We start from the raw sequence: 11,812 nt of genomic DNA on the forward strand, positions 1-11,812 counted from the left end.
AGGCCAACGAGATCCTGCGCAAGGCCAGCGCGTATTTTGCCCAGGCGGAGCTCGACCGCCGGTTCAAGCCATGACGGCGTTCATCGACGAACACCGCCACGTCTACGGAGTCGAGCCGATCTGCAGGGTGCTGCCGATCGTTCCGTCGACCTACTACACGCACGCGGCCCGTACGGCTGATCCGGAACTGCAGCCCGACCGCTGGTGGCGGGACGAAGCGCTGTGCACCGAGATCCGTCGGGTCTGGGACGAGAACAAGCAGGTCTATGGCGTGCGCAAGGTCTGGAAGCAACTGCGCAGGGAAGGCTACCAGGCGGCGCGCTGCACGGTGGCGCGGTTGATGAAGCGGCTGGGGCTGGCTGGCGTGGTGCGCGGCAGGGTCGTGAAGACCACGCACAGCGACAAGGCGCAGCCCTGCCCGCTGGATCTGGTAAACCGGCAGTTCAAGGCCGACCGACCCAATGCGCTGTGGGTCAGTGACTTCACCTACGTCTCGACCTGGCAGGGCTTCGTCTACGTGGCGTTCGTGATCGACGTGTTCGCGCGCCGGATCGTCGGCTGGAAGGTGTCCAGTTCGGCACGTACGGACTTCGTGCTCGATGCGCTGGAACAGGCCCTGTATGCCCGGCGGCCAGCCCAGGACGGCTTGGTCCACCACTCCGACCGCGGCGTGCAATACGTCAGCATCCGCTACACCGAGCGCTTGGCTGAGGCCGGGATCGAGCCGTCGGTGGGTAGCGTCGGCGACAGCTACGACAACGCGTTGGCCGAGACGATCAACGGGCTGTACAAGGCCGAAGTAATCCATCGACGCTCCTGGCCCAGTCGGGAAGCGGTCGAACTGGCCACGCTGGATTGGGTGGACTGGTTCAACCACACGCGTTTGCTGGGGTCGATCGGCGACATCCCACCAGCCGAAGCCGAAGCGATTTACTATCAGCAAACCCGTGAACTCGCCATGGCGGCGTGACTCACACCAACGAGTCTCCGGGATTCCCGGGGCGGTTCAGGCGACACCCGTGCGATGGGGGCGCTTTTGCCTCCGTCGCCGCCTCTCTGTTCTCCGTTTTCTCTGGTGGTCACGCGAGCGTTCTCGAGGTCACTTCCTTTGCTGGCGCGGGTTTAGAGGCGGTCGGTTGTGGTTGGCAACTCCTGTAGCGGTGGCGACCGAATCCCGAGCGGCCACAAAAAACCGCCCGTAGGCGGTTGCTGGCAGCGCGACGCGCTCACTCGGGTGGCAGGAGCACCCGTGTCTGGTCGCCTCACCCTCGGGGAAAACATGCTCCTGTTGCGCCGCGAGACTTCGACGAACTGCTCGACCGTGCCGCCGAACGCGGAGCCGAGCGTTGCCTCGCCCACTTCGGGCTGGAAAGCGGCAGTGCTGCGAAGGACATCCGCGAATTGCGCGATTTGCTGGAAGCGTGGCGCGATGCCCGCCGTAATGCATGGCAAACCACGGTGAAGGTCATCACCACCGGCATCCTGGCCGCGCTGCTGGTCGGCGCTGCCATCAAGTTGAAGCTGATGGGTGGCGCGCAATGAATTCCAAGCTCTGGCTGCTGGATAACTGGCGGCGCGTGCTCCGTCGTGCCTGGAACATCCGCTTCTCGCTGCTGGCAGCGGCTTTCACGGCGGCGGAAGTGGTGGTGCCGCTGTTTGGTGACGTGCTGCCGCGTGACGCATTCGTGCTGTTGGCCTTCGCTGCCAGCATCGGCGCAACCGTGGCCCGCATCGTGGCGCAGCCGGAGATGCGCCGATGATCCGGCCACCGCAAAGATGCACCGTGGCCGCGTTGACGCTGTCCGCCGCCGCCCTGGTCGGCATCGTGCTGCACGAGGGCTACACCGACCGCGCGGTGATCCCGGTCAAGGGCGATGTGCCGACCATCGGCTTCGGCACCACCACCGACGTGAAGATCGGCGACACCACCACGCCGCCAAAGGCGCTGGCGTGGGAGCCAATAACGATTCCCCAACCGTTTCCGGTTGGGGTTTTCCTGCCCGTCGCGCCCGTGCTGGCGTGTTGGCGTGCTGGCGTGCTTGCGTGCTTGCGTGCGGGCGTGCGGGCGTGCGTGCTTGCGGGCGATGCCGGCGACGCCGTCGGAACGGGTGGCTGCAGGAAACGGTTGAATGCGGTTTGGCGGCGGGCGGGTGAAGCGATCGGTCCGCGAATCGGCTTATCGTGGATTGCGGCCAACAAAAAACCCCGCTTCCGCGAGGTCTGATGCTTGCAGCTTTGGTGCCCAGGAGAGGACTCGAACCTCCACGGTTTTACCCGCTAGTACCTGAAACTAGTGCGTCTACCAATTCCGCCACCTGGGCAGGTGGTGAGCTGCACATTTTCCGGTGCGGCGGAGGACATGTCAATCGGGACCCGTCGTCCGCAGCAGGCGGGAGCGGTCCGTGTGTCGACACCGGCGCCCCTGTACCATCGACGCATGAGCAGATCTTCCGGAAAGCGCGGCGGCGGTCGCGACAAGGGCCCCATCGCCGCGACGCGCGGGGGAAGCAGATCCGGTGCGGGCGACGCGACGGGGGGCGCGGGAAAGACCGGCAAGACCGGGAAACGCGCTACCGCGCCGCGGTCCGGCAAGTCGGGCGGCCTGCCGGCGTGGATGCCGGAGCCGCCGCCGGGACCTCCGCAGCGCAAGGGGAAGGCAAGCCGATCCGCGCCACCGGCGGCGCGCGCGCAGCCCAGGGATCCGCAGGCGCGACGCGAGGCCGAGCGCTACGCGCAGCCGATTGCCAGCCGTGAGCTGATCCTGCAGGTGCTGGCCGACAGCGATGGGCCGCTGAAGGACACCGAGTTGGCGGCGACTTTGGGGCTGGAGGCACCGGAACGCTTCGATGCGCTGCAGAAACGGTTGACGGCGATGCTGCGCGCCGGGCAGCTGCTGCAGAACCGGCGCGGCGGCTTCGTGCCGGCGCAGCAGGCCGAATTGATCGCCGGCAGCGTGATCGCCAATCCCGACGGCTTCGGCTTCCTGCGGCCGGAGCAGGGCGGCGACGACCTGTTCCTGCCGCCCTACGAAATGCGCAAGGTCAGTCACGGCGATCGGGTGCTGGCCAGCCTGACCGGGATGGACCATCGCGGTCGCGGCGAGGCCACGATCGTCGAAGTGCTGGAACGGCGCCTGAGCCGTCTGCTCGGTCGCTATACCGAAGAGCTCGGGGTCGCCTACGTGGTGCCGGACGACCGCCGCATCCTGCGCAACGTGATGATTCCGCAGGACGCGCGCAACGGTGCGAAGGCCGGGCAGTTGGTGGTCGCCGAGATCACCGTGGCACAGGACGCGCACCGGCCGCCGATCGGCCGGATCGTGGCGGTCCTGGGTGACCGCCTGACGGCTTCGCAGGCGGTCGAGGCGGCGATCCACGGGCACGACATCCCCAGCGAGTTTCCGCCGGAGGTGCTGGCCGAAGCCGTGGCCATCCCGCTGGAGGTGACGGCGGCCGAGGTGCGTGGCCGGGTCGATCTGCGCGCGCTGCCGCTGGTCACCATCGACGGCGAGGACGCGAAGGATTTCGATGACGCGGTCTGCTGCGAACCGAACCAGGACGGTTTCCGGCTGATCGTCGCCATTGCCGATGTTTCGCACTACGTCCGGCCCGGCGCGCCGCTCGACGCCGAGGCGCAAAAGCGCGCCACGTCGGTGTATTTCCCGGGTTTCGTGGTGCCGATGCTGCCGGAGACGCTGAGCAACGGCATCTGTTCGCTCAATCCGAAGGTGGATCGCCTGTGCTTTGTCTGCGACATGCAGGTGGGCCGCGATGGGCGCGTGTCGGCGTCGCGTTTCTACGAGGCGGTGATGCACTCGCACGCGCGATTGACCTATACCGACGTGTGGAACGCCGTGGGGGAGGGCATCGCCGACGACGACCGCGAGGCGGCGCTGGCGAAAATCGGCACGCTCCTGCCGCGGATCACGCAACTGCACCAGCTCTACCGGGTCCTCGGCAGGGCGCGCGCGCGGCGCGGCGCGATCGAGTTCGAAAGCAGCGAGGTGCGCTTCCTGCTGGACGCGAAGGGCGCCGTCACCCAGGCCGGCATGCTCCAGCGCAACGATGCCCACAAGCTGATCGAGGAATGCATGATCGCCGCCAACGTGGAAGCGGCGCGGCATCTGCTGGAATCCGGCATCCCGGCGCCGTTCCGGGACCATGATCGGCCGCCGGAGTCGAAATATGCCGATCTGGAGGAATTCCTCAAGGAATTCGCGCTGCGGCTGCCGCCCTGGGGCAAGGTCAGGCCGAAGGATTTCCGCAACCTGCTGGAAAAGATCCGCGATCGCCCCGACGCCACGCTGCTGGAATCCGTTCTCCTGCGCAGCCAGTCGCTTGCGGTGTACGCGCCGGACAACATCGGCCACTTCGGGCTGGCGCTGGAGGCCTACGCGCACTTCACCTCGCCGATCCGCCGCTACGCCGACCTGCTGGTGCACCGTGCGCTCAAATACGCGCTCTCCGGCGGTCGACGCGATGCCTACACCTACAGTCCGCACGAGATGGCCGCGCTGTCGCTGCAGTGCTCGGAGCGATCGCGGCGCGCCGACGAGGCCCAGCGCGAAGTGGACGAACGCTATCGGGCGGCGTGGATGGAAGAGCACGTCGGCAAGGAATTCGACGGCACCATCAGCGGCGTGACGAGCTTCGGGCTGTTCGTCGAACTCGACGACTCCAAGGTCAACGGCCTGGTGCACGTCACGCAGCTGCCGCGCGATTTCTACCAGTTCGACGCCGTGCGCAAGACCCTGACCGGCGAGCGTCGCGGCAAGTCGTGGCGACTGGGCGACCGCGTGCGCGTGGTCGTGCTCAAGGCCAGCGTGGAGGAGCGCAAGATCGATTTCCGGCTGGTCGAGGAAGCCGGCGAACCGAAACCGCCGCCGCCGCGCGGGCAGCCGGCCAGGCGGACGAAGCAGCGGTATTGAGGCGCGCAACGGCCTGGAAGCACCGAAGCGAAGGGAGTGGTGGCGCCGGCGCGGATGGACGTTTCAGCCTGCGTGCGGATCGACGAGGGTTCGCGATCCCGGCTCGACCAGACCGTGGTCACAAAGCCACAGCCAGGCCGCTTCCGCATCCTGCTCCGCATAGGCGCGCGCCGAGCCGAGCCGGAAGGTGTAGCCCCAGGCGTCCATGTCGGCCCAGATGCGTTCGCGGCCGACGCCGGGCAGGGCGTCGCCGAGCAGACCCTGCAGGACGCAGACGGCGTCTTCCTCGGGCACCGAGTCGGTGGCGTCGGTGTGGACCTGCGCCCGACGCCCGGGCGGCAGCACGATCAGGTGGCCGGCTTCGTGCAGCAGCGAGTGCACGGGGGTGTCGCCGCGCGCGTACACGGTGCAGCCGATGATGCCGGCTTCGGCGTCGCCCCAGTAGCTGCCGGGAATGGGTGCGCCGTCGGCCACCCGTTGCAGGGTCAGGCCGTAGCGGTGGAGCAGGGCGGCGGGTGCATCGAAGCCGATGTCGCCCAGCCGGAGGACGCCGGTGCCCGCGCCGAACGGAAGCGGCGCCTCGGCCTGCATCATCCGGCGGCGGAACCGCGCTCCGGCAGCGAGACCGAGATGTCGAGCACGTCCTGGTCGCCGTTCTTCACCAGATCGACCTTCACCTCGTCGGCTTCCACGTTCACGTACTTGCGGATCACTTCGAGGATCTCGCGCCGCATCAGCGGCAGGTAGTCCGGCGCGCTGTCGGAGCTGCGCTCCTGCGCGATCAGGATCTGCAGGCGGCTCTTGGCGGTCTGTGCGGTGTTCTTGCGGGGCTTGAGGAAGTCGAAGATGGACATGCGTCAACCTCCGAACAGCTTGCTGAAGAAGCCCTTCTTCTCCACCGTAGTGAAGCGCATCGGACGATCCTCGCCCAGCAGGCGCGCCACCGCGTCGTCGTAGGCCTGTCCCGCCGTCGACTCGGGATCCATGATCACCGGCTCGCCCTTGTTGGACGCGTTGAGCACGTCGCCGGATTCGGGGACCACGCCGATGGTTTTCAGGCCCAGCACTTCCTCGACGTCGGCCACCGAGAGCATCTCGCCGTCGGCCACGCGCTGCGGGCTGTAGCGGGTCAGCAGCAGGTGCGACGCCACCTCGCCTTCGCCGCGCTCGGCGCGGTGGGTCTTGGAGGCCAGCAGGCCGAGCACGCGGTCGGAGTCGCGCACCGAGGACACTTCCGGGTTGACCACCACGATGGCGCGGTCGGCGAAATACATCGCCAGGAAGGCGCCCTTCTCGATGCCGGCCGGCGAGTCGCAGACGATGTAGTCGAAGCCGTCGGCGGCCAGGTCCTTGAGCACCTTCTCGACGCCGTCGCGCGACAGCGCGTCCTTGTCGCGGGTCTGCGAGGCGGCCAGCACGAACAGGTTCTCGAAGCGCTTGTCCTTGATCAGCGCCTGCCGCAGCGTGGCTTCGCCGTGGATGACGTTGACGAAGTCGTACACCACGCGTCGCTCGCAGCCCATGATGAGGTCGAGGTTGCGCAGGCCGACGTCGAAGTCGATGACGGCGACTTTCTTGCCGTGGCGTGCGAGACCGGTGGCGAGGCTGGCGCTGGTGGTGGTCTTGCCGACGCCGCCCTTGCCCGAGGTGACTACGATGATTTCGGCCAAGCTGGCTTCCTCCGTGATCGTGGTGCGGCGTCAGTCGAGCGCCGCGAGTTTGAGTTGTCCCTGTTCCAGCCAGACCTGGACGGGTTTCCCGACGAGGTCGCGTGGTACGTCGTCCAGCACCTTGTAGCGTCCCGCCACCGCCACCAGCTCCGCGCGGAACTCGCGGCAGAAAATGCGTGCGTCCTCGTTGCCCTGCGCGCCGGCCAGCGCGCGGCCGCGCAGGGCGCCATAGATGTGGATGTTGCCATCGGCCAGCACTTCCGCGCCAGCGCCCACGGTGGCCAGCACGGTCAGGTCGCGGTGTTCCGCGTAAATCTGCTGGCCGGAGCGCACTGGCGTGGTCTGGACCAGTCCCGGCGATGTCGGCGCCGCGGCGTTGGGCGCGGGTTCCGTGGCCGGCTTTGCCGAAACCTTCGGCTCGGGTTGCGCGCCGGAGCCGGCGGGTTCGGGCGCGCTTTCCGCGGGTGCGGATTCGGCGCCGGTGCGTTCGTAGCTGGCGCGAAACTTGGCCAGCAGCGGCAGGTCGATTTGCCTGGATAGCGCGTCGATTTCCCGGGTGCCGTAGGCCAGCGCCACCGGCAGCACGCCGGCATTGCGCAGGCCGTCGATCAGGGCGCGGGTCTCGGCTTCAGAAGGCGGCTTGGCCAGTCCGCCGAAGTCGAGCACCACGGCCGCGCGTTCGAACAGTTTCGGTGCACGCTCGACGCGCTCGCGCATTTCGGCGGAAAGTCTGTCGACGTCGAGCGCGCGCACGCGCAGGTTGGCGATGCCGACCTGGCCGAATTTCAGTTCCCCCGCCTGCGAGTAATCCGGCGTTGCGCTCATGCGTGGGTGCCGGTCGCGGCGGGCGTGGCGTGGGCTGGGTGGCGCGGCTGCAGCAGCCACGGGACGTCGGGCAGCGCCGTGCCGTAGGTGGCGCGGACCCAGGGGTAGCTGCACAAAGTCTTCATCAGCATCGCTGCCCGCAGTTCCACCCCGGGCATGAGGTGCTGGCCGACCTCGCGGAAGCCGAAGCTGCCGTGGAACAGCAGGGCGTGGTCGGAGCCGTGTTCGAGGAAGACTTCGCAGGCCAACTGCGGGTAGCGCAATTCGGCATAGCTTTGCACATCGGCATAGAGCGCACGACCGACGCCGCCGCCGCGACGACGGCTGGCGACCACCACCCGGTCGATGTAGAAAAACTCCGGATAGCGCTCGCGGAACCAGGCGAAGTTGCTGCTTGCGTGCGGCGCGTCGGAGCCGAAGCCGATCAGGAATCCGGCCATGCTGCCGTCGCGCTCGGCCACGCGGAAGTATTCCGCGGTGTCGTACATCCGCCGCAGCTTCGCGGCGTCCAGCGGGAGGATCGCGGGGCCGGCGGCGTTGTTCAAGGCGAGGACGGAATCCAGGTCCTGCTCGCACACGTCGCGGATCGCGATCGACATTCCGTGAGGCTCCGATGGCTGTGGCGGGCCCGCGACTGCGGGAGTGGCCATTATCGCATGCCCGGCCGTTGCGGGAACATGACCATTGCCCTTCGGCGGGAGCGATGGGGTGCGGTATAAGGCGTCATGCTCGCCCATCTTTCCCACACCCGGTTGCTGCGCTACGCCGGCTTGTTCACCTGGGGCGTGGTGGGGTTGCCGCTGCTGTATTCGTGGATGGCGCCGTACCTTGCCAATGCCACGGCCGAGGACCTCGCCCTGCGGCCGATGCCGTGGCAGGGCTGGGTGGCCTACCTGGCCTTCGGGCTGAGCTACGGTTGGATCACCCGCGGGCTGGGTGGGCGCGGGCGCAACGGCGCCGATTACCTGCTGCTGGTGGTGCTGACGCTGGCGGCGCTGGGGGTCAGCTATTTCACCCGAACCGGGCTGGGCAGTGTCCTTTTGATGGTGGCAGCTTGCGTGCTGCCGTGGCTGTTGCCGTTGCCGGTGGGGGCGGCCTGGCTGCTGATTGGCCAGCTGGCGGTCGCGCCGGTGTTCATCCGTTGGCTCGATTTTCCGCCGCTGGAAGCGTTGATGCAGTCGATGCTGTACGCGGGGTTTTCCGGCTTCGTGTTCGTGGTCAGTCTTGCTGCGTTGCAACAGACGCAGGCGCGCGAGGAGCAGCGCCGGCTCAACGCCGAGCTGCGTGCGACACGTGCACTATTGGCCGACAGCGCCCGGGTGAACGAGCGCACCCGCATCTCGCGCGAACTGCACGACCTGCTGGGCCACCACCTGACCGCGCTCAGCCTGAATCTCGAAGTGGCCGGCCACCTGTCGGAGGGGCGGGTGCGCGAGCACGTGCTGCAGGCGCATGCGCTGGCGCGGCTGCTGTTGACCGACGTGCGCGAGGCGGTCAGCCAGCTGCGCGATAGCGGCGTGATCGACCTCGGGGCGGTGCTGCGGCCGCTGGCCGAGAACGTGCCCAGCCTGGCCATCGACATGGACATCGAAGAGCCGCTGACGGTGGACGATCCCGCGCGCGCCCACGTCCTGCTGCGCTGCACCCAGGAGGCCATCACCAACGCCGTGCGCCACGCCGGTGCGCGTCATCTGTGGCTGGTGGCGCGCCGCGAGGGCGAGCGCGTGATCCTGCGGGTGCGCGATGATGGCCACGGCAGCGACGCGGTCGTTCCCGGCAACGGCCTGCGCGGCCTGGAAGAGCGGCTGCAGCAGTACGGCGGGACGCTGGCGGTGGACAGCCAGCGCGGAGAGGGTTTCCAGCTCACAATGGCCCTGCCGGTGGCCGCCAATGCCGGCATCCGACTGCACGGAGAGAGCGACGCATGAGTGAATCCGCCCCGATCCGCGTTTTCCTGGTCGACGACCAGACCCTGGTCCGGCAGGGCATCCGCTCCCTGCTGGAACTGGCCGATGGCGTCGTCGTCTTCGCCGAGGCCAGCGACGGGCGCCAGGCCGTCGAGCGGATCCCGCAGATCCAGCCCGACGTGGTGCTGATGGACATGCGGATGCCGGAGATGTCCGGGCTGGAGGCACTGCAGGCACTGGGTGCCGCCGGGACGCTGCCGCCTGCCATCATCCTGACGACCTTCGACGATGACGCGCTGGTGCTGGCCGGGATCAAGGCGGGCGCCAAGGGCTATCTGCTCAAGGACGTGTCGCTGGAACAACTGGTGGGCGCGATCCAGACCGTGGCCCGCGGCGGTTCGCTGGTCCAGCCGGCCGTCACCCAGCGGTTGCTGTCGGGTCTGGAACACATGCACAACGAGTTCGTCAGCCTCGACCAGCCCGATCCGCTGACCGACCGCGAGACCGAGATTCTGCGCCTGATGGCCTCGGGGTTCTCGAACAAGGAAATCGCCAATTCCCTGCACGTGGCCGAAGGAACGATCAAGAACCACGTGTCCAACATCCTCTCCAAGCTCGGCGTGCGCGACCGCACCCGGGCGGTGCTCAAGGCGTTCGAGCTGAAGCTGGTCTGATGCCGGCAGCGACTTCGCCGCGGGGGCGCTACCCGCCTGTGCTCTGGCCGCGCGCTGTCGGATGCGTCCGGCGTCACGGTTTCCCGCCTCGATGCTCGCCTGCGCTCGGGGTTATTTGCTAGGATGACGGGTCTGCGCGACCCTGCGGCTGCCATTGATCTTCCCGGAGATTCCTGAATGACTCGTGTGCTCGAGATCCTGATTTCCTTGGCGATTGTCGCCGGGCTGTATCTGGCCCTGGGGCTGGTGCTGCCGTCCTCGCGTCACCTCAGCGAACAGGTCGAAACCAATCGCAAGCTCACGATCGTCTTCGATACGGTCAACAGCTTCCGTCGCTTCAAGGACTGGAATGCGGTGGCGCTGCGCGATCCGCGCATGCAGCTGACCCTGTCCGGGCCGGAAGAAGGCGTGGGCGCCAAGTTGAGCTACGTCTCGCAGGAAAGGAACATCGGCTCGGGTTCGTGGGAAATCGTGCAGAGCCAGCCGAACAAGATGGTCGGCATCCGGATCCAGGACGAGACCCGCGGCGACAACAAGCGCACCGCGTACTTCCTGCGCCCGACCGGCCGCAACAACCGCAACGTCGAGATCATCCAGACCTATGACGTGGACTATGGCTGGAACATCTTCGGTCGTTACGCCGGCCTCTATGTGACGCGCCACATGGGCGAGGACATGAAGCTGAGCCTGGCCCGGCTGGTGACCACGCTGGCGTCGGTTCCGAACATCGATTATCGCGTGCAGGGCAGCGGCATGACGCCGCCCAAGGTCGTCGACCGGCCGGAAGAGGACGTGCTGTACGTGACTGCCGGCGCGGTCGAGCGCGGCAACACCCAGATCCAGACCGCGATCAACAACAACAGCGAATGGATCAAGCGCACGATCGAGGCCAACGGGCTGGAAGCGGTCGGCCCCGTCCGCATCGTCACCACCGAACTCGGTTCGAGCACCTACAACTTCGACGTGATGCAGGTCGTGCGCCGCAAGGGCGGCGGTGCGGTCGGTCGCGTCACCATTCCGGCCGGCGCGCCGGTGAAGTACGAGCACCACGTGGCCGGCGGGCGCGCGGTGACGACCAGCTTCACGGGTTACATGGCCGGTCTGGAAAACGTGCGCAACGCCTTGCGCGCCTGGGCCGCGACCCACGGCTACGAGATCAAGGATCGCGCCTACGAGGATTACAATTCGGGCGTGGCGGGCGCGTTCACCGAGAACGGCAAGTTCGACGTGTACTGGCCGATCAAGTAAGGGCCGGACCGGCCCTGTCGCGGGCCGTGCCGACGCAAACGCCGCGCAAGTCGCGGCGTTTGCTTTTGGGAATGCTGGAAGGGAGTGCGAGATCCATGGCTGCGTCGAATACCCCGGGCTTGATCGTCCTGCGCCGCTACGTGGGTTCAATCGGCGCCCTGCTGGCCGCGCTGTCGGTGGCGCTCTACCTGTACGCCTCGCAGGACGTGGCGGGCCCGGGGACCGCCGCGATGCTGCAGGCCGCCGGCTTCGGATTCGCCCACGGCGTGGCGCTGGCCGCGCTGGCGCCGCTGGCGCAGCGCCCGGTGGCGCTGCTGGGACTGGGGCTGCTGCTTGCGGGCGTGGTCATGTACTGCGGCGGCGCGCTCGCGCAGGTGGTGCTGGCGATGGCGGCCGGCGTGGCCTTGCCGATCGGCGCGGCGCTGGCGATCACCGGCTGGCTGCTGTACGCCTACGATCGGCTGAAGGTCTGAGCGACGAGGCGTGCGGTGACGCGTCATTCGAGGGGGTTCGATACCGAAGCGGCGTTCGCGCATCTGTGCCGGCGCGACCGCAAGCTGG

13 protein-coding genes, 1 tRNA gene, 1 pseudogene and 1 other annotated feature are annotated in these 11,812 nt (G+C 67.8%); of the genes and pseudogenes, 9 read left to right on the forward strand and 6 right to left on the reverse strand.

Translation table 11 applies throughout. The features are described 5' to 3' along the window. The 4 genes and pseudogenes from Q0X16_RS07935 to Q0X16_RS07950 all read left to right on the forward strand — a co-directional run. Nucleotides 1–970 (forward strand): annotated as a pseudogene (locus Q0X16_RS07935) (IS3 family transposase); the annotation flags it as partial. Beyond that, nucleotides 29–145 (forward strand) — a sequence feature (AL1L pseudoknot). It overlaps the preceding pseudogene by 117 nt. A gap of 236 nt (nucleotides 971–1,206) precedes the next feature. Next, complete coding sequence (locus Q0X16_RS07940; RefSeq protein WP_297832977.1) at nucleotides 1,207–1,542, forward strand: DUF6127 family protein; 336 nt, start codon at nucleotides 1,207–1,209, stop codon at nucleotides 1,540–1,542. Further along, nucleotides 1,539–1,760 (forward strand): hypothetical protein, encoded by a 222-nt coding sequence (locus Q0X16_RS07945; RefSeq protein ID WP_297832979.1) that lies wholly within the window; start codon nucleotides 1,539–1,541, stop codon nucleotides 1,758–1,760. Before Q0X16_RS07940 ends, Q0X16_RS07945 begins: the two co-directional genes overlap by 4 nt. A 23-nt stretch (nucleotides 1,761–1,783) precedes the next feature. After that, the gene (locus Q0X16_RS07950) at nucleotides 1,784–2,224 is read left to right on the forward strand and encodes a hypothetical protein (RefSeq protein WP_297832981.1); all 441 of its coding nucleotides are present in this window, start codon (nucleotides 1,784–1,786) and stop codon (nucleotides 2,222–2,224) included. A gap of 12 nt (nucleotides 2,225–2,236) precedes the next feature. On the opposite strand, the gene Q0X16_RS07955 is transcribed toward Q0X16_RS07950, so the two are convergent. Continuing rightward, nucleotides 2,237–2,321: transfer RNA gene (locus tag Q0X16_RS07955), tRNA-Leu, on the reverse strand. Nucleotides 2,322–2,614: 293 nt separating this feature from the next. On the opposite strand from Q0X16_RS07955, the gene rnr reads away from it, so the two are divergent. Beyond that, the gene (gene rnr / locus Q0X16_RS07960) at nucleotides 2,615–4,927 is read left to right on the forward strand and encodes a ribonuclease R (protein WP_297832997.1); all 2,313 of its coding nucleotides are present in this window, start codon (nucleotides 2,615–2,617) and stop codon (nucleotides 4,925–4,927) included. A 63-nt stretch (nucleotides 4,928–4,990) separates the two neighbouring features. Here rnr and Q0X16_RS07965 read toward each other — a convergent pair whose 3' ends face one another. The 5 genes from Q0X16_RS07965 to Q0X16_RS07985 are packed head-to-tail and all read right to left on the reverse strand — an operon-like array spanning nucleotide 4,991 to nucleotide 8,021. After that, nucleotides 4,991–5,518 carry a hypothetical protein gene (locus Q0X16_RS07965; RefSeq protein ID WP_297832999.1) on the reverse strand — a complete coding sequence of 176 codons (528 nt, stop codon included), beginning with the start codon at nucleotides 5,516–5,518 and terminating at the stop codon, nucleotides 4,991–4,993. Then, a complete protein-coding gene (minE, locus tag Q0X16_RS07970) occupies nucleotides 5,518–5,781 on the reverse strand; it encodes a cell division topological specificity factor MinE (RefSeq protein ID WP_297832982.1) in 264 nt (87 codons plus the stop codon). The genes Q0X16_RS07965 and minE overlap by 1 nt, the downstream gene beginning before the upstream one ends. A gap of 3 nt (nucleotides 5,782–5,784) precedes the next feature. After that, a complete protein-coding gene (minD, locus tag Q0X16_RS07975) occupies nucleotides 5,785–6,597 on the reverse strand; it encodes a septum site-determining protein MinD (protein WP_297832984.1) in 813 nt (270 codons plus the stop codon). Nucleotides 6,598–6,627: 30 nt separating this feature from the next. Then, nucleotides 6,628–7,422, reverse strand: a complete 795-nt coding sequence (gene minC, locus Q0X16_RS07980; protein WP_297832986.1) for a septum site-determining protein MinC — start codon at nucleotides 7,420–7,422, stop codon at nucleotides 6,628–6,630. Further along, on the reverse strand, nucleotides 7,419–8,021 hold the full coding sequence (locus tag Q0X16_RS07985; RefSeq protein ID WP_297832988.1) for a GNAT family N-acetyltransferase: 603 nt from the start codon (nucleotides 8,019–8,021) through the stop codon (nucleotides 7,419–7,421). Before Q0X16_RS07985 ends, minC begins: the two co-directional genes overlap by 4 nt. A 126-nt stretch (nucleotides 8,022–8,147) precedes the next feature. On the opposite strand from Q0X16_RS07985, the gene Q0X16_RS07990 reads away from it, so the two are divergent. The 4 genes from Q0X16_RS07990 (at nucleotide 8,148) to Q0X16_RS08005 (ending at nucleotide 11,724) form a co-directional block, all read left to right on the forward strand. After that, nucleotides 8,148–9,350, forward strand: coding sequence for a sensor histidine kinase (locus tag Q0X16_RS07990; protein WP_297832990.1), 1,203 nt, complete (start codon nucleotides 8,148–8,150; stop codon nucleotides 9,348–9,350). Continuing rightward, complete coding sequence (locus Q0X16_RS07995) at nucleotides 9,347–10,003, forward strand: response regulator transcription factor (RefSeq protein ID WP_297832992.1); 657 nt, start codon at nucleotides 9,347–9,349, stop codon at nucleotides 10,001–10,003. Before Q0X16_RS07990 ends, Q0X16_RS07995 begins: the two co-directional genes overlap by 4 nt. A gap of 177 nt (nucleotides 10,004–10,180) precedes the next feature. Then, nucleotides 10,181–11,251, forward strand: a complete 1,071-nt coding sequence (locus Q0X16_RS08000) for a polyketide cyclase (protein ID WP_297832994.1) — start codon at nucleotides 10,181–10,183, stop codon at nucleotides 11,249–11,251. Nucleotides 11,252–11,346: 95 nt separating this feature from the next. Continuing rightward, entirely contained in the window at nucleotides 11,347–11,724 is a 378-nt protein-coding gene (locus Q0X16_RS08005) for a DUF423 domain-containing protein (RefSeq protein WP_297832995.1), read from the forward strand. The last annotated feature ends 88 nt before the right edge of the window (nucleotides 11,725–11,812 follow it).

It is taken from the genome of Thermomonas sp. (assembly GCF_025993755.1).
Taxonomy (GTDB): Bacteria; Pseudomonadota; Gammaproteobacteria; order Xanthomonadales; family Xanthomonadaceae; genus Thermomonas.